This is a genomic window from Pantoea alfalfae (assembly GCF_019880205.1).
GTDB lineage: Bacteria > Pseudomonadota > Gammaproteobacteria > Enterobacterales > Enterobacteriaceae > Pantoea > Pantoea alfalfae.
The window spans coordinates 1,213,047-1,229,457 of the sequence record NZ_CP082292.1 but is presented as its reverse complement, the minus strand read 5'-3'; the positions used below and the strand labels follow the sequence as shown (position 1 = coordinate 1,229,457).

Annotated in this window: 15 protein-coding genes; 4 read left to right on the top strand and 11 right to left on the bottom strand. The window is 58.4% G+C overall.

The window, feature by feature from the left end; translation table 11 throughout:
* The first annotated feature begins 122 nt into the window (after positions 1 to 122).
* Positions 123 to 1,169 (top strand): flagella biosynthesis regulator Flk, encoded by a 1,047-nt coding sequence (gene flk / locus K6R05_RS05900; protein WP_161733409.1) that lies wholly within the window; start codon positions 123 to 125, stop codon positions 1,167 to 1,169.
* Between the two features lies 1 nt (position 1,170).
* On the opposite strand, the gene K6R05_RS05895 is transcribed toward flk, so the two are convergent.
* The gene (locus tag K6R05_RS05895; protein ID WP_161733411.1) at positions 1,171 to 1,614 is read right to left on the bottom strand and encodes a rhodanese-like domain-containing protein; all 444 of its coding nucleotides are present in this window, start codon (positions 1,612 to 1,614) and stop codon (positions 1,171 to 1,173) included.
* An 87-nt stretch (positions 1,615 to 1,701) separates the two neighbouring features.
* Between K6R05_RS05895 and pdxR the strand changes: the two genes are divergently transcribed.
* A complete protein-coding gene (pdxR, locus tag K6R05_RS05890; RefSeq protein WP_222925182.1) occupies positions 1,702 to 3,126 on the top strand; it encodes a MocR-like pyridoxine biosynthesis transcription factor PdxR in 1,425 nt (474 codons plus the stop codon).
* A gap of 290 nt (positions 3,127 to 3,416) precedes the next feature.
* Here pdxR and fabB read toward each other — a convergent pair whose 3' ends face one another.
* A complete protein-coding gene (gene fabB / locus K6R05_RS05885) occupies positions 3,417 to 4,637 on the bottom strand; it encodes a beta-ketoacyl-ACP synthase I (RefSeq protein ID WP_033783746.1) in 1,221 nt (406 codons plus the stop codon).
* Positions 4,638 to 4,791: 154 nt separating this feature from the next.
* Here fabB and mnmC point away from each other — a divergent pair, with 154 nt between their 5' ends.
* Positions 4,792 to 6,798: a bifunctional tRNA (5-methylaminomethyl-2-thiouridine)(34)-methyltransferase MnmC2/FAD-dependent 5-carboxymethylaminomethyl-2-thiouridine(34) oxidoreductase MnmC1 gene (gene mnmC, locus K6R05_RS05880; protein ID WP_161733416.1), complete on the top strand. Its 2,007-nt coding sequence runs from the start codon at positions 4,792 to 4,794 to the stop codon at positions 6,796 to 6,798.
* Between the two features lie 33 nt (positions 6,799 to 6,831).
* Here mnmC and K6R05_RS05875 read toward each other — a convergent pair whose 3' ends face one another.
* Genes K6R05_RS05875 through prmB form a run of 6 tightly spaced genes read right to left on the bottom strand, consistent with a single transcriptional unit; the run spans position 6,832 to position 11,418 of the window.
* On the bottom strand, positions 6,832 to 7,116 hold the full coding sequence (locus K6R05_RS05875; protein WP_003854283.1) for a YfcL family protein: 285 nt from the start codon (positions 7,114 to 7,116) through the stop codon (positions 6,832 to 6,834).
* Positions 7,117 to 7,148: 32 nt separating this feature from the next.
* Positions 7,149 to 7,694 (bottom strand): elongation factor P hydroxylase, encoded by a 546-nt coding sequence (locus K6R05_RS05870; protein WP_222925181.1) that lies wholly within the window; start codon positions 7,692 to 7,694, stop codon positions 7,149 to 7,151.
* 19 nt (positions 7,695 to 7,713) lie between these two features.
* Positions 7,714 to 8,517: a sulfite exporter TauE/SafE family protein gene (locus tag K6R05_RS05865; protein WP_161733420.1), complete on the bottom strand. Its 804-nt coding sequence runs from the start codon at positions 8,515 to 8,517 to the stop codon at positions 7,714 to 7,716.
* Positions 8,518 to 8,525: 8 nt separating this feature from the next.
* Positions 8,526 to 9,350, bottom strand: coding sequence for a penicillin-insensitive murein endopeptidase (mepA, locus tag K6R05_RS05860; RefSeq protein ID WP_161733422.1), 825 nt, complete (start codon positions 9,348 to 9,350; stop codon positions 8,526 to 8,528).
* Between the two features lie 4 nt (positions 9,351 to 9,354).
* Complete coding sequence (gene aroC / locus K6R05_RS05855) at positions 9,355 to 10,440, bottom strand: chorismate synthase (protein WP_161733424.1); 1,086 nt, start codon at positions 10,438 to 10,440, stop codon at positions 9,355 to 9,357.
* A gap of 45 nt (positions 10,441 to 10,485) precedes the next feature.
* Entirely contained in the window at positions 10,486 to 11,418 is a 933-nt protein-coding gene (prmB, locus tag K6R05_RS05850) for a 50S ribosomal protein L3 N(5)-glutamine methyltransferase (protein WP_222925180.1), read from the bottom strand.
* 159 nt (positions 11,419 to 11,577) lie between these two features.
* Between prmB and smrB the strand changes: the two genes are divergently transcribed.
* Positions 11,578 to 12,126, top strand: coding sequence for an endonuclease SmrB (gene smrB, locus K6R05_RS05845; RefSeq protein WP_161733426.1), 549 nt, complete (start codon positions 11,578 to 11,580; stop codon positions 12,124 to 12,126).
* Positions 12,127 to 12,155: 29 nt separating this feature from the next.
* Here smrB and sixA read toward each other — a convergent pair whose 3' ends face one another.
* The 3 genes from sixA to fadI all read right to left on the bottom strand — a co-directional run bounded on the left by sixA (position 12,156) and on the right by fadI (position 16,269).
* Positions 12,156 to 12,638 carry a phosphohistidine phosphatase SixA gene (sixA, locus tag K6R05_RS05840; protein ID WP_013358611.1) on the bottom strand — a complete coding sequence of 161 codons (483 nt, stop codon included), beginning with the start codon at positions 12,636 to 12,638 and terminating at the stop codon, positions 12,156 to 12,158.
* 224 nt (positions 12,639 to 12,862) lie between these two features.
* The gene (gene fadJ, locus K6R05_RS05835; protein ID WP_222925179.1) at positions 12,863 to 14,959 is read right to left on the bottom strand and encodes a fatty acid oxidation complex subunit alpha FadJ; all 2,097 of its coding nucleotides are present in this window, start codon (positions 14,957 to 14,959) and stop codon (positions 12,863 to 12,865) included.
* Complete coding sequence (gene fadI / locus K6R05_RS05830; RefSeq protein ID WP_222925178.1) at positions 14,959 to 16,269, bottom strand: acetyl-CoA C-acyltransferase FadI; 1,311 nt, start codon at positions 16,267 to 16,269, stop codon at positions 14,959 to 14,961. Before fadI ends, fadJ begins: the two co-directional genes overlap by 1 nt.
* Positions 16,270 to 16,411 lie beyond the last annotated feature (142 nt).

The following is a 16,411-nucleotide window of genomic DNA, read 5'->3' as shown; positions in this document are numbered from 1 at the left end:
TCAAGCGTAAATCTCGCGGCGAAACGCGAGTCCCCCGTGGGATTTCCCGGGGGCTTTTGCTATCATGGCCTATTCGTTTTCCGGCGCACCCCACGCTGTTCTGTTTTCCCAAGGAATCCGCCATGCAACCTCTCAGCGGCCCCGGTGCGCCGGTCGATCGTTCATCTGTCAATCCGCAAACCGGTGTGACCCGTCACGGTTCTGTGGCGGGTGAACAGCCACTCTCCCCTGCTCAGCGCACGACGTTAGAACGCCTGATCGTGCGTATCTCATCGCTCAGCACTCTTAAAGCGCCTGAACTCTGGGCGGGCGTCCGTCATGAAGTGGGCGTAAAGAGTGAAGCGGAGTTACAGTCGCGTCATTTTCCGGCTGCGGAACAGTATCTGAATGGTCGCCTGACGCAGGCGCAGAACGGACATGGCACCCGCCAGCTGATGACTCAGCTCACCGAGCTGCTGCCGAAAGGTAATAACCGTCAGGCCGTCAGTGATTTTATCCGTCAGCAGTTTGGTCAGACCGTCCTGAGCGCGCTGAGTCAGGATCAGCTGCGCCAGGTGCTGACGATGCTGCAGAACGGGCAGATGACGATTCCCCAGCCGCAGCAGATCCGCGTCAGCGATCGCACGCTGCTCCCTGCCGAGCACCATACCCTGAATCAGCAGGTGGTGCGCCTGGCCGCCGCCACCGGCGAATCCACCGGTAAGCTGTGGTCGGCAGCGCTGAAACTGGTGAATCTGACCAGCGGCGATCCGATCCCCTCACGCCACTTTCCGCTGCTGACACAGTATCTGCAGGTACGCCAGACGCTGAGTCAGCACAGTGCACCGACGCTGCAACTGCTGGAAGCGTCCCTGAAGCAGCCGCTCGATCAGCAGGAACGGCAGCAACTGGAAGATTACAGCCAGCAGCGTTTTCAGGCGACGCCGCAGATGGTTCTGACCACTGCACAGACGCAGGATCTGCTGAACTTCCTGTTCAGCCGTCGCGCTGACCGGGCAGAAAAACTTCTTGAGCAGCCGCTTGCACCCAGCGAGATTAAACCTCAGCCGATCTGGTCACCCTTTGTGGCATCGCTGCCGCCCGCGATACAGCCGCTGGCGCAGCGTCCCCTGCTGGGATTTTTTGTCGCACTGGGGGTCATCACCCTTTTACTCTGGCTGGTACTCTGAGTCAGCAGCCGCAGGATGCTATGGGCGCGGCGGCAGGCCATTCGCCCGCTGCATCACCCCAGGTCAGCGGATGACCGTCACGTTTCCAGAAATCCAGCCCGCCAATTAACTCCTTCACCTGAAATCCCAGCGATGCCAGTTTCCATGCCGCTTTCGTCGAGCCGTTACAGCCAATACCGTCACAATAGGTGACATACACTTTGCTGCGGTCAAGCCGCGCCGTCGTGCTGGCATCCATCCCGCGATGCGGAAAATTTATCGCGCCGCAGATATGACCGGCGCGATAAGCCTCCGGCGCACGGGCATCGATCACCACAATTTCTGGTGCCTGACGGGCCAGATCTTCCGCCAGATCCCAGGCGTCGGTGTAATAAGCGAGTTTGGCCTGCAGATAGTCGAGGCTTTGCTGCGGCGTGGCGGCCGGAATCTGTAAAACCGATGACATAGCGATTCTCCTGTTGTGATGAAGCTGCAGTTTACGGCAAAGTGGACTGCTTACTGATACCCATTATCCAGCAGGGTTAAGACCCATATGCCTTCACCGTGGTTACAATTTTTCCAGCACCAGGCCAGTGGCGGCGTGCGTGAGCGGCTCTGCTCTACCCTGCGACTGGCGATCAACCGGCATCATCTGCACGCCGGTCAGCAGTTACCCTCCAGCCGGCAGCTGGCGCAGGATCTGCGTCTGTCACGTGTGACGGTGGAAGCGGCCTACGGACAGCTGGAAAGTGAAGGCTATCTGCGACGCGAGACCGGTCGCGGTACTTTTGTTGCCATCATCATCCCCTCCTATTCATCATCATTACCTGCCCGGCCTCAGCCCGTCCGCTTCTCGGCGCGGGGCCAGCAGGTTCTGGCAACCGGTGGCTGTCAGGATCCCCCTTTTCCGCACGCATTCGCCGCCGGTTCACCGGAGTTACGCGCTTTTCCCCACAACACCTGGCGACGCCTGAGCAGCAGCGTACAGCGTTCCCTGGGCAGCGCGGCAATGGGATATGGCGATCCCTGCGGCTACCTGCCGTTACGCAGCGCACTCGCTGATTATCTGGCGCTCTCACGAGGCGTAGCGTGCCAGCCAGAGCAGGTGATCATTCTGACAAGTTCACAGCAGGCGCTGCAGTTACTGGCGATGATGTTCGTCGATCCCGGTGATGCGGTGTGGATGGAGGAGCCTGGCTATCCTGGCGCGCGCAACGCCTTCAGGGCCACAGGCGCACAGGTGCGCGGCATTGAGGTCGATGCCGAAGGTGCTATCCCCGCCAGCGGCAGTGCGAAGCTGATGTATCTGACACCCTCGCATCATTATCCAACCGGCGTCACGCTCAGCCTGTCGCGGCGTCTGGCGTGGCTCGACTGGGCGCAGCGCAACCAATGCTGGTTAATCGAAGATGATTACGATAGTGAGTTTCATTATGATGATCGCCCTGTTCCGGCACTGCAGGGACTGGATCGCCATCAGCGGGTGATCACGCTGGGCACCTTTTCGAAATCGCTGTTTCCCTCTCTGCGCCTGGCGTGGATGGTCGTGCCGCCCGCGCTGATTACGCCTATTGGTCAGGCACGCAGCGTGCTTGATGGGCATAGCGCCCTGCTACCGCAGGCTGTCACCGCTGCCTTCCTGCAGCAGGGACATTTCGCCAGCCATCTGCGGCTGATGCGTCAACTCTATCGCAGCCGTCGCGATCGGTTACTCGAGCAGATTGCTCAGCGGCTCTCGCCCTGGATCACGCCGATTGTCAGCAGCGGCGGATTACAGGTAACGGTCAGACTGCAACAGGATGAAGCGCGATTAAGCGCACTGGCGGCTCAACAGGGTTTGCTGCTGCCGCGTCTGAGCCCACTCTATGCCGGGCCTTCGTCTCAGCAAGGCTGGATGCTGGGCTTTGCCGCACTGACGCCTGACGAGATTGTGGCAGGATGCAATACATTGCTGCGGCTGCTGCAGCGGGAGGGCTAAAACGGAGGGTTGAACGAGGTAACGCGGATGGGCTGTAAAACGTCAGACGACTGACCAACCCCATTCAGGATGTATCTTACCGCAACACAGTAGCACAACGCGCAGGGAATAGGGGCAGAGGAGGAAAACGTCCCGCGCCATGGACGGCGCGGGCCGAGCGGCCAGGGATTGGCTTTAGCGTCTTTCCGATCTGCCCGTGTTCCCTGAGCATACAATGCGTTGCAGCGAAGCATGTTCACCAAAAACAAAAAGGGCCGGCAAGCCGGCCCTTCAGCGTACTGACGTAATGATTACGCCTGATATTTACGCATGGTCAGGGTGGCGTTGGTGCCGCCGAAACCAAAGCTGTTAGACATCACGGTGGTCAGCTCTTTTTCCATCGGCGCAGTGACGATGTTCATACCGGTTGCAGCGGCGTCCAGCGAGGTGATGTTGATGCTTGGCGCAATAAAACCATGTTCCAGCATCAGCAGCGAGTAAATCGCTTCCTGCACGCCCGCCGCACCCAGTGAGTGGCCGGTCATTGCTTTGGTCGCTGAGATGTAAGGCGTGTTATCGCCAAACACTTCACGAATCGCACCCAGCTCTTTCACATCACCCACCGGAGTAGAGGTTCCGTGGCTGTTCAGATAGTCGATTGGTGTATCGACACCGTTCATCGCCATCTTCATGCAGCGCACTGCGCCTTCACCTGATGGTGCAACCATGTCTGCACCGTCTGACGTCGCACCGTAACCGACGATTTCGGCATAGATGTGTGCTCCGCGAGCCAGCGCATGCTCCAGCTCTTCCACCACCACCATGCCGCCGCCACCGGCGATAACAAAGCCGTCGCGCTCATTGTCATAAGTACGTGACGCTTTCTCTGGCGTGTCGTTGTAACGGGTAGAGAGCGCGCCCATGGCATCGAACTCACAGGCCATTTCCCAGCACAGCTCTTCGCCGCCACCCGCAAAAACGATATCCTGTTTGCCGAGCTGAATCTGCTCAACGGCATTACCGATACAGTGCGCTGAGGTGGCACAGGCAGAGCTAATCGAGTAGTTTACGCCATGAATTTTGAATGGCGTGGCGAGGCAGGCAGAAACGCCAGAGGCCATCGCTTTAGTGACCACATAGGGGCCAACCGCTTTCAGGCCGCGTGGGCTGCGCATAGCATCCGCACCAAATACCTGGAAGCGTGGAGAACCGCCGCCTGAACCCGCAATCAGACCCACACGTGGGTTACTCTGATACATTTCAGTGGTGAGGCCGGAATCTTTAATCGCTTCTTCCATGGAAAGATAAGCATAGATGGACGCATCACTCATAAAACGCACAACTTTGCGATCGATGAGGCCGGTGGTATCTAATTTAACGTTACCCCAGACGTGACTACGCATGCCGGAATCTTTCATCTCTTCAGAAAAGGTGATGCCAGAGCGTCCTTCACGCAGAGATGACAGCACCTCTTGCTGGTTATTACCAATACTGGAAACGATCCCTAAGCCAGTAATCACAGCACGTTTCATTCAATCTTCCTCATCCACTTCTTCTTAATTGGCATGCACTCTAGCGTACACTTGTACGCCGAACAAGTCCGATCAGCTATTTCCTTTTGTAAATTTGCGTCATGTCACGTGGGTCGTTAGAATCGCGCCACTGCCTGAAAAACGAGCCTTTACCGTGAAACTAACCCCGGTTGAACATGCACAGCTAAACTGGAATGAACAGGGTACACCTGTTTCCCGAGCGTTTGGCGACGTCTATTTCTCTAATGACAATGGTCTGGAAGAGACACGTTATGTCTTCCTTGGCGGCAACGGTTTTCCCGATCGTTTTGCAGAGCATCCGCGCGATCTGCTGATCGTGGCGGAAAGCGGTTTTGGTACCGGCCTCAACTTTCTGACGCTGTGGCAGGCGTTCGATACGTTTCAGCGTGAACAGCCCGATGCCACTTTAAAACGTCTGCATTTCATCAGCTTTGAGAAATTTCCGTTAACCCGTGAAGACCTGGCTGCTGCGCAGCAGCACTGGCCGGAACTGGCTCCCTGGGCCGAAACGCTGCAGGCGCAGTGGCCTGCGGCCCTGCCCGGCTGCCAGCGTTTGCTGTTTGACGGGGGACGGATCACGCTCGATCTCTGGCTGGGCGATATCAACCAGCTGATGGAAGAGCTGGATGAGAGCCTGCATCGTCAGGTGGATGCCTGGTTCCTGGATGGTTTCGCGCCGTCGAAGAACCCGGATATGTGGACGCCGGAACTGTTCAGCATGATGGCAAAACTGGCGCGTCCACAAGGGACCTTCGCGACCTTTACCGCCGCAGGTATTGTCCGGCGCGGCCTGCAGCAGGCAGGCTTTGACGTTATCCGCCGCAAAGGATTTGGTCCCAAGCGCGAAATGCTGTGCGGGCCGTTGCAGGATGCGCCTCCGTTACCCAGTCCGCAGCCCTGGTATCATCGTCAATCTGCGGAGCAGCGTGATGTTGCCCTGATTGGCGGCGGCGTCGCCAGTGCCACCTTAGCGCTGGCGCTGCTGCGTCGCGGCTGGCAGGTCACCCTTTACTGTGCCGACGAAGCACCCGCGCTGGGCGCGTCCGGTAATCGTCAGGGCGCGCTCTATCCGCTGCTCAACCAGCACGACCCGGCGCTCGCCACCTTTTTCCCGGCGGCCTTCAGCTTCGCCCGGCGGCTCTACGATCAGTTAACCGTCCACTATGAGCATCACTGGAGCGGTGTGCTGCAGCTCGGCTGGGATGAGAAAAGTCGTAAGAAGATTGATCAGATGCTGGCGATGGGCCTGCCTGAATCCATCGCTCGTGGCGTGGATGTCGCAGAGGCGGAGACACTGGCAAATGTTGATCATGGCTGCAGCGGCATTTTCTACCCGGAAGGTGGCTGGCTCTCACCGGCCGAACTGACCACCGCGATGCTGGCTTATGGTGAAACCCAGGGATTGCGCATTCACTGGCTACACCGGGTGAGCAGCCTTTCACGGGATGATGATCACTGGACGCTGACGTTCAGCGATCGCCCCGCGGTCCGTCATCCGACAGTGGTGCTGGCTAACGGCCATGCGATTGCCGACGTTGCGCAAAGCGCCCCGCTGCCGACCTATCCGGTGGCCGGTCAGGTGAGCCATGTTCCTTCAACCCCAGGTCTCGACGCGCTGCAGACCGTGCTCTGTTACGACGGCTACCTGACGCCCGTCAGCCCGCAGTTTGGCACCCACTGTATCGGTGCCAGCTATCATCGTGGCGAAACCGCAATAGATTACCGGGAAGAGGATCAGCAGGAGAACCGCAGCCGACTACTGGATTGCCTGCCTGACCGTCGCTGGGCAGAGAGCGTGGATGTCAGTGACGGCGAGGCGAGAATGGGTGTGCGCTGCGCCACGCGGGATCACCTGCCGATGGTGGGCGGTGCGCCGGATTATGACGCTACGTTGGTGCAGTACGCTGATTTACCGGCGCAGCTGGCCGCAAGTCACGATATCGCTGATGCGCCCGATCTGGCGGGCCTGTACCTGTTTGGTGCGCTGGGATCGCGCGGCCTGTGCAGTGCACCGCTGGCAGCCGAAGTACTGGCAGCTCAGCTGACGGGCGAACCGCAGCCGCTGGACGTGAGTACACTGGCAGCGCTTAATCCGAATCGCTACTGGGTGAGAAAATTACTGAAGGGAAAAGCAGTTTAGCCGATGCTGAGGGCGGCACGCCGCCCTGCAACGTTATGCGGAGAGCTGGCGTGCCTGAACAAACAGGTTGTCCCACATTCCGACCACTAATGCCTGGTCGCGCGGTGAGAGTTCTCCGGCAGCGATAGCATTTTGCAGACTGCGGGAGACCTGAATCTGCAGCGCTTCTGGCGTATGTTCGCCCAGTTGCTCCACTTCGGCCACAGCCAGTGTCAGATGCCCGCGCAGATAACCGCTGGCGAACAGCTCATCATCGCTGGCATGCTCGACCATGTCGTCAATCAGGGCCAGAATACGCGCTTCAAATTCTGCGATCATCTCAATTCCTCTATTAATAATACCTTCCTGCATCACAGATCGTCCGGCCAGGGAAACTGCGACGCGGTGAGCGAAGGCCTGCCATAAAATTTCGCCAGAGCGGTAATAAAACGCGCGGGACGGTCGGGAATGCCCGACGTCAGATAGCTCATGACCTGAGCATGCACTTTACGCTGGAACGCAATGCGATCCGGCTCACAATCTCCGTCGAGATTGTCACAACTCACGTTGAAGGGACAGCCTGCCGCCATACAAAACATCCACTCCAGCGCCTGCGGCTTCACTTCAACCGCTTCAAACTGACTCTGGGTCAGCGCGTCTCGGCCATCCGGGCAGTACCAGTAGCCAAAATCGACCAGTTTGCGGCGTGCTTCACCGGCAATGCACCAGTGCGAGATCTCATGCAGAGCGCTGGCGTAAAAGCCGTGGGCAAACACCACACGGTTCCACGGCGACTCCGTATCAGCAGGAAGATAGATCGGTTCATCGTCGCCTTTAATTAGACGGGTCTGAAATTCATCGCTGAAGCAGCGATCAAACAGCGTGATCAGCTGTTCATAATGATGGGTCGGGTTCATGACGGTATCGCGTTTCAGGTTACGAATGCAGCGTGGTAAGCCAGGCCACAACGTCGCTGCCGTGGCTGTCCCACAGTAATTTAATGCTCATGACGGCAGAGACAATCACCACCATCGGGCGGATCAATTTCTGTCCGCGGCTCAGCACCAGTCGTGCGCCCAGACGCGCGCCGCAGAAGGCACCGAGCATCATGATCAGACCGGTTCCCCACACCACTTTGCCGCCGAACATAAAGAACAGCAGGCTGCCCATGTTTGAGGTGAAATTCAGCACCTTGGCATGGGCGGTCGCTTTGGCCAGGTTGTAGCCGCAGAGGGTAACGAAAGCCAGCGCATAAAACGAGCCTGCGCCTGGCCCGAAAAATCCGTCGTAGAAGCCCACTGCCCCGCCGCCCACCAGCGCATAAGGCAGACCATGCAGGCGGCGTGCCTGATCCACTTCACCGAGCTTTGGCATCAGCAGGAACCACAGGCCAATCGCGATCAAAAACAGCGGCAGCATCTGACGCAGAAAATCAGCCTGCAGTCGCTGAATCAGTATCGCGCCCAGAATGGATCCCAACAGCGTCATGGCGATGTTCAGCCACTGCTCATTCAGATTGACCGCTCCACGCCGGACAAAATAGAGACTGGCGGAGAACGAGCCGCCGACCGATTGCAGTTTATTGGTCGCCAGCGCCTGCGCCGGAGAGAGGCCCGCCGCCAGCAGTGAAGGCACCGTCAGTAACCCCCCGCCACCGGCGATAGAGTCAATGAAACCGGCGAGCATGGCGATTAAAAACAGCAGCCCGACCAGCAGCGGGCTGACAACAAACCACTCCATGGAATCCCTTACAGTAAATGTTTATCCAGCAGGGCCTGACAGGCAGGCGGTAACGGCGGCGGCTCACGTTTCACGGGCGCGCCAGAACCCGGCTGTTTCGGCAGGAACCAGCTCTGCAGCTCTGCGCCACAGCCATCGCCCGGAGGCGGTGCGGGCTGATCTTCACAGCCGATACTGCCCGCAGGGCAGCGCAGTCGCACATGCATATGAGCACGATGCGCGAACCACGGGCGCACTTTTCTCAGCCAGTCGCGATCGTTACCTGCATCCGCACAAAGCTGCTTTTTAATCGCCGGATTGACGAAGATCCGTGTAACATCATCGTCTTTTGCGGCCAGTTTAATCAGGCTGTCGATTTCCGGCTGCCAGTGGCGCGCAATGACATTCTTATCGCCCGGCCCAACCAAATCCAGCGGCTGCGGCTTCAGCAGTTGCTGCGCGCTCCAGCGTGTTTTTGGCAGTTGCAGCCAGATATCCACATCCAGGCCGGTCTGGTGACTGGCGTGACCGCTGCTGAAGCGCCCGCCAGCCGCCATGCCCATGTCGCCAATCAGCACGTTGCCCAGTTGCAGGTTATGCACCTGGGTGCTGAGCCGCTGAATAAACTGAATCAGATCGGGATGGCCAAAATAGCGCCGCTGATCCTGACGCATCACCTGATAGTGCGGTGAATTGAGCGGCAGTGCCTGCGCGCCGACGATACAGCCGTTGGCAAAGCCACCAATTGACTGCGGTGCGCCGCTGATCGGCTGCTGAATCTGTTGCCACGGCGTTGCGGCCAGGCTGGAGGCGCTGATCAGCAGCGCATTAAGAGTAAGCAGGAGCGCCTTCATGCCATCACCAGCGCGGTACAGAGCTGTTGACGTCACCATTCTGCGCCCGCTGGCGCAGCAGATGATCCATCAGGACGATCGCCATCATCGCCTCGGCGATCGGCACCGCGCGGATCCCGACGCAGGGATCGTGACGGCCTTTGGTGATCATCTCCACCTCTTCGCCGTTGCGGGTAATGGTTTTACCTGGCACGGTGATGCTGGAGGTCGGTTTCATCGCCAGATTGGCACTGATGGTCTGGCCGCTGCTGATACCACCCAGAATGCCGCCGGCGTGATTGCTCTGAAAACCGTCGTGGCGGATCTCATCACGATGCTGACTGCCGCGCTGGTTAACCACCGCAAAGCCGTCGCCAATTTCGACGCCTTTCACCGCATTGATACTCATCAGCGCGTGCGCCAGATCGGCGTCCAGTCGGTCAAAGACCGGCTCGCCCAGGCCTGGCGGCACGTTATCTGCCATCACTGTAACTTTAGCACCGATGGAGTCGCCCTCTTTTTTCAGGCCGCGCATCAGTTCATCCAGCGCCTCGAGCTTATCGGCATCCGGACAGAAGAACGGGTTCTGCTCCACGATGCTCCAGTCTTTCAGCTCACAGGCGACATCACCAATCTGTGACAGATAGCCACGTACCACGACACCGTGTTTCATCTGCAGATATTTCTTGGCAATCGCCCCGGCCGCCACGCGCATCGCGGTTTCACGCGCCGATGAGCGGCCGCCGCCACGATAGTCGCGCTGACCATACTTCTGCTCGTAGGTGTAATCAGCATGGCCCGGACGGAAGAGATCTTTGATGGCACCGTAATCCTGCGAGCGCTGATCGGTGTTCTCAATCAGCAGGCCGATCGAGGTGCCGGTGGTCACACCCTCAAAGACACCGGACAAAATTTTCACCTGATCCGGCTCGCGGCGCTGCGTGGTATAGCGCGAAGTGCCAGGACGGCGGCGATCGAGGTCATGCTGAATATCGGCTTCGGTCAGCGGGATGCCTGGCGGCACGCCGTCAACGATACAGCCCAGTGCCAGACCGTGGGACTCGCCAAAGGTCGTTACTCGAAAAAATTGCCCGATGCTGTTTCCGGCCATGCTGTTTCCTTGTCAGAGTTCGGCGGGCGAGGCTTCGCCCCACTTTTAGTCTTTATAAAAAGAGAAATGGTGTTGTGCGTCGACAATCTGCTGGCGCGTCAGCGTGAAGACGCCATCACCGCCGTTGTCGAATTCCAGCCAGGTAAAGGGCACGTCGGGATACTGCTCGATCATGTGCACCATGCTGTTGCCCACTTCGCAGACCAGTACGCCCTGCTCGCTAAGATAGTCGGGCGCGCAGGCCAGAATGCGGCGCACCAGCTTCAGGCCATCGCTACCTGCTGCCAGGCCAAGCTCTGGTTCGTGGCGATATTCGTTCGGCAGATCGTCCATATCTTCCGCATCAACGTACGGCGGATTGGTGACGATCAAATCATATTTCAGCTGTGGCAGTTCGCGGAACAGGTCAGCACGAATCGGCGTCACCTGGTGGATGAGTCCATGTTCTTCAATGTTCTGTTCGGCTACCGCCAGCGCACCGGTGGAGATATCCACGGCATCCACTTCGGCTTCCGGGAAAGCATAGGCACAGGCAATCGCGATACAGCCGCTGCCGGTACACATATCCAGAATATGACGCGGCGGTGTGCTCACCAGACCGGCAAAGCGGTTTTCAATCAGTTCGCCAATCGGTGAACGCGGCACCAGCACGCGCTCATCGACAAAGAACTCGTGCCCGCAGAACCACGCTTTATTGGTCAGATAGGCAACCGGAATGCGTTCGTTAACGCGACGGATAACGCGCTCAACGATCAGAATACGTTCGCTCGCGGTGAGACGCGCACTGCGCATATCTTCAGGAATATCCAGCGGCAGCCAGAGTGACGGCAGGACCAGTTGAACGGCTTCGTCCCAGGGATTGTCTGTGCCATGCCCGTACCAGATTCCGGCAGCGGAAAAGCGGCTTACCGCCCAGCGCAGCATGTCCTGGATAGTGTGCAGTTCGTTCACTGCCTCATCGACGAAAATTTTGTCCACGTAGCCCTCCGCAGGCCTTTTGCTAAATCGGCCAGTAGTGTGCCATGAAGCCGGGGAGAATTCAGCGCAGCAAGGTGAAAAAGCTGACATTTAATGACATTAATCGGTAAGGTATCGCCTATGCTGTGTAGCAGACTTTTCTTAGATAACTGACCCGTCATGAGTAAAAAAACACCCTTAAGCCCGGATGACCAGGCGCTGTTTCGACAGTTAATGACTGGCACGCGTCAGTTGAAACAAGATACTTTCGTGCATAAATTACCGGTTAAAACCCGCGTATTGCCGGTAAAACGACTGCTTTCAGAGCAGGCGGACAACAGCCATTACTTTTCGGATGAGTTCCAGCCGCTGCTCTCCACCGAAGGAGCCACCCGCTACGTGCGTGCCGATGTCAGCCACTTTGAGCTGAAAAAACTGCGTCGTGGCGACTATACGCCGGAGATTTTCCTCGATCTGCATGGCTTAACGCAGCAGCAGGCCAAGCAGGAACTGGGCGCACTGATCGCCGCCTGCCGCCGTGAACATCTGTTCTGCGCCAGCGTTATGACCGGTCATGGAAAGCATATTCTGAAGCAGCAGACGCCGCTGTGGCTGGCCCAGCATCCGTGGGTGATGGCTTTTCACCAGGCGCCGAAGCTGTTTGGCGGTGACGCCGCGCTGCTGGTTTTAATTGAGATTGAGGAGTGGCAACCGCCTGAGTTGCCCTGATAGGGGCCGGGAGGATCGGCCCAAAGACGTCAGATCGCTTTCGCCAGCTTTTTGGGACTGACCTGCCACAGTAGTTTACCGGCATGCTGCGCGGGATCGAATTCCACGCAGGCAATAGCGGAAGTGGCAAACATGGGGGGGGCTTCCTGCGGGCACAGTTCAGAGACTAAATACCCCACCAATGGTAAATGAGAGATCACCAGCGCCGATTTCACACCTTCGTTTGCGAGGGTCTGCAGATAGCACCCGACCATTTCCGGATCGCCGCCCGGCGTTAACTCCGGCAGAACATCCTGGTTTTCCGGCAGGGGAAAAGCTTCACGCACGGTCGCGAGGGTTTGCTGCGCGCGTAAATAGGGACTCACCAGGACACGCTCAATGTCTGGCGTCTGGCTGTTGAGCCAGTTGGCCATCTGGCGTGATTCATTGCAGCCACATAAGGTTAAAGGCCTGACTGAATCACTGGCTGCTTCCAGAGCCGCATCGCCGTGACGCATGATAAAAACTTGCATAAAGCACCGCTGTTGTTTGTCGACATCGCCCGACGCCTGGCGCCTGACTCTTCACTCTGCGAATGAACGCTGTGTTTTACCCTAATGGCTTCAGTATAGTCAACCGGTTGTTTATTAAATAAGCGCTTCTCAGAATCATGCTGCGCCGCACACTCTGGCGGCGCTTTTCTAACCCGCTGAATCGGATTGGTTATTCCATTTACAGCAGAAATGTAAAATTTCGTCTATTCTCTGGCCGCTTCAACCAGTGCTTCGCAGGGCGTAAATCGATCGCCATGCTGCTGCGTAAGGCGGGTTAAGCGGTCGACCACCTCCGCCGCACCCAGTTTGTCCATGTAGTGGAACGGACCCCCCAGGAAAGGCGGAAAGCCGATACCAAACACAGCACCGATATCGCCATCGCGGGCACAGCGAATGACCTGCTCATCAAGGCAGCGGGCCGCCTCATTCAGCATCATCATCATGCAGCGTTCTGCAATCTGCGCGTCACTCTGTCTTGCCTGCGGCGTGACTTTCAGCAACGTATACAGCGAGGTGTCCGGCTTTTTACGCTGCCAGCGCGGCTGGTCATAACGATAAAAGCCTTTGCTGTTTTTACGTCCCTTGCGGCCATCTTTAAGCACCGCGTCAAAAGCAGCGGGTGCGGCAAAGCGTTCACCATAAGCCTGATGCAGGATGGGACTGATTTTGCTGCCGACGTCGATGCCAACCTCATCGAGCAGCTGAATCGGACCGACCGGAAAACCAGCCTTCACCAGCGCCCGATCGATATGGTCAATCGGCTCGCCCTCCAGCAGGCAACGCATCGCTTCATTTATATAGGGCGTCAGGATGCGATTAACATAGAAACCCGGCTTGTCCGCTACCACTATCGGCGTTTTGCCCTGGCTGCGCGCCAGCGCCACAATGGTCACTACCGTTGCGGTGGAGGTGTTCAGATGGGGAATCACTTCCACCAGCGGCATTTTATCGACCGGGCTGAAGTAGTGCAGGCCGATGACGTTTTCCGGACGCTGTGCTTTGGCGGCAATATCTTCAATCGGCAGCGACGAGGTGTTAGAAGCAAACAGCGTATGCGGCTGACAGTGGGCTTCCACTTCGCTGACCATCTGCTGCTTGAGTGCTAAATCTTCGAACACGGCTTCGATCACCACATCGCGCTGCGAGAACCCCTGGTAATCGATGCCGCCCGTGATACGAGCCATCTGCTGCTGACGCTGTGCCGGAGTAAGCTGGCGTCGTTTGACCTTTTTGCTCAGCAGATCCCAGCTGGTTTTCAGCGCATGGTTAACGCCTTCCAGGCTGATATCTTTGATGCGTACCGGTAATCCGGCGTTGATTGCGGTGACGCTGGCGATGCCACCGCCCATGAGACCGCCGCCGAGAATCGCGACACCCTTCACCGCAGCGGGTTCCGCCTCACCGCCCCGCTCCTTCTTCATGGCCGTGGTCGCGAAAAAGAGTCCGCGCAGCGCCGCAGATTCCGGCGTCATTGCCAGCTCACCGAAGGCACGCGCTTCAGCATCATGTCCGGCCCGGCTGCCCCTCTCCAGCCCGATGCGCACCACCTCAATAATGCGGTTTGCCGCCGGATAGTTACCCTGGGTTTTGGCTGCAGTCTGGCGGGTTGCGAGTGTAAATAGTGCCTGACGGCCAACCGGCCCGTGCAGCAGACGGTCGCGCAGCGGCAGCGTGCGCCCACTGACCTTGCCCTTTTTCACCCGCGCGATAGCCGTCTCCAGCAGAATCGCCTGCGGCACCGCATCATCAACCACCCCCAGCTTACGGGCCTGTTTCGCCCGCAACGACTTGCCGGTCAGAATCAGCGGCAGCGCCTGCTGCACGCCAATTAACCGAGGCAGTCGCTGGGTACCTCCGGAGCCGGGCAGTAAGCCGAGTTGCACCTCCGGCAAACCCAGGCGGGTTTTCTCATCCAGCGAGCAGATACGCGCATCGCAGGCCAGCGCCAGCTCCAGCCCGCCGCCCAAGCAGGCACCATGGATTGCGGCTACTACCGGGAATGGCAGCGCATCAAGCGCAGCCATCACTTCCTGACCCTGTTTTGCCAGCGCTTCGGCTTCCTGTGCGCTCTGACAGCGATCGATCATGCTGATGTCCGCGCCAGCGATAAAATTGTCCGCTTTGCCCGAAATCAGTACCAGGCCTGCCAGCTGCGGATCGCGTCGCGCCTCTGCAATGATGGCGGTGATCTGCCCGGCAAATTCTGCTTTCAGGGTGTTCATCTTCTCGCCAGGGACATCGATTGTAATGATGCCAACATGATCAAGTCGCATCTTCAGGTGAAACGCATTCTGCTCCATTATTCGGCCTCCAGAATCATTGCCGCACCCAGGCCGCCCGCCGCGCAGGCTGTTACCAGTCCTAACCCGCCACCGCGACGGCGTAATTCATTCAGCGTCTGGGTGATCATGCGCGCGCCCGTGGCGGCAAAAGGATGACCATAGGCGATCGATCCGCCCAGCACGTTAAAGCGCTCTTCATTCACTTCGCCCAGCGCGTGTGGCCGATTCAGCACCTCACGGGCAAAGCGCTCGTCGCGAAACATGTGCAGGTTGCTCAGCATCTGGGCAGCAAATGCTTCATGCATATCGATCAGCGTCAGATCGGCCAGGGTTATGCCGGCGCGATCCAGTGCCAGTGGTGAAGCGTAAGCCGGGCCCAGCAGCATATCCTGCTGCACACCAATGGCGGTAAAGGCGTAGCTGCGCAGATAGCCCAGCGGCCTGATGCCCAGTTCACGGGCGCGGCCCTCGCGCATCAGAATCACTGCCGCCGCGCCGTCGGTGAGAGGCGTGCTGTTGGCCGCGGTGACGCTGCCGTGCTGGCGATCAAATGCCGGACGCAGTCGGGCGTAATCCTCCGCTTTGGCGTTCATCCGCACGTTATTGTCCTGATCAATGGCGCTTTTCCACGGCGGTACAAAGGCTGCCATGACTTCCTGATTCAGTACCCCGGATTGCCAGGCCCTGGCGGCATGCTGATGGGATCGCAGCGCCAGCGCATCCTGTGCTTCGCGCGTGATGCCGTGACGCTTAGCCATCTGCTCCGCAGTATCGCCCATGCGCAGGCCGGTCGAATACTCCGCCACTGCGGGCGGGACCGGCAGCAGATCACGCGGACGCAGACGCCGCAGGATGTGCAGTTTTTGACCGAAGCTGCGGGCTTTATTGAGATCCACCAGCGCGCGGGCCAGCGTTTTACTGACCCCAATCGGCAACACCGACGAAGAGTCCGCGCCACCGGCAATACCGGCAGAGATGGTGCCCGCCAGCAGACTTTCTGCCACATTCGCTACCGCCTGAAAGCTGGTGGCGCAGGCACGGCTGACGCTGTAGGCATCGGTATGCACACTCAGCCCGCTGCTTAATACAATTTCACGCGCAATGTTCGGCGCTTCCGGCATCTGCACCACCTGCCCAAAGACCAGTTGCTCGATCACCTCAGCCGGCAGTTCACTGCGCGCCATTAATTCGCTGACCACCATACGTCCCAGCTCAATGGCGGGAATGCCATGGAAGCCGGTCGCCTGGCGTAAGAAAGGGGTGCGTAATCCGTGGGTTATTGCGATGCGTTCACCATCACGCGTCAGCAGCGGCTGCGCTTTGCTCATTGTTCTCACCTGTGGCTGGGACTGTGGCATCATTGCCTGAAGAGGTCTGACCTGATCAGTGTTAACCACAAGCGGGTGAGCCGCCAATACCGGAAAGGAAAAAGTGCGAAGAGAAACACGAAAATGAAAAACGCCGCATTAA

Bases quoted from the DNA above. Each gene is read 5' to 3' on its own strand.
- fabB (WP_033783746.1), bottom strand. From the start codon at position 4,637: ATGAAACGTGCTGTGATTACTGGCTTAGGGATCGTTTCCAGTATTGGT.
- aroC (WP_161733424.1), bottom strand. From the start codon at position 10,440: ATGGCCGGAAACAGCATCGGGCAATTTTTTCGAGTAACGACCTTTGGC.
- K6R05_RS05865 (WP_161733420.1), bottom strand. From the start codon at position 8,517: ATGGAGTGGTTTGTTGTCAGCCCGCTGCTGGTCGGGCTGCTGTTTTTA.
- mepA (WP_161733422.1), bottom strand. From the start codon at position 9,350: ATGAAGGCGCTCCTGCTTACTCTTAATGCGCTGCTGATCAGCGCCTCC.
- pdxR (WP_222925182.1), top strand. From the start codon at position 1,702: ATGCCTTCACCGTGGTTACAATTTTTCCAGCACCAGGCCAGTGGCGGC.
- K6R05_RS05895 (WP_161733411.1), bottom strand. From the start codon at position 1,614: ATGTCATCGGTTTTACAGATTCCGGCCGCCACGCCGCAGCAAAGCCTC.
- fadI (WP_222925178.1), bottom strand. From the start codon at position 16,269: ATGAGCAAAGCGCAGCCGCTGCTGACGCGTGATGGTGAACGCATCGCA.
- sixA (WP_013358611.1), bottom strand. From the start codon at position 12,638: ATGCAAGTTTTTATCATGCGTCACGGCGATGCGGCTCTGGAAGCAGCC.
- K6R05_RS05870 (WP_222925181.1), bottom strand. From the start codon at position 7,694: ATGAACCCGACCCATCATTATGAACAGCTGATCACGCTGTTTGATCGC.
- smrB (WP_161733426.1), top strand. From the start codon at position 11,578: ATGAGTAAAAAAACACCCTTAAGCCCGGATGACCAGGCGCTGTTTCGA.
- flk (WP_161733409.1), top strand. From the start codon at position 123: ATGCAACCTCTCAGCGGCCCCGGTGCGCCGGTCGATCGTTCATCTGTC.
- K6R05_RS05875 (WP_003854283.1), bottom strand. From the start codon at position 7,116: ATGATCGCAGAATTTGAAGCGCGTATTCTGGCCCTGATTGACGACATG.
- fadJ (WP_222925179.1), bottom strand. From the start codon at position 14,959: ATGGAGCAGAATGCGTTTCACCTGAAGATGCGACTTGATCATGTTGGC.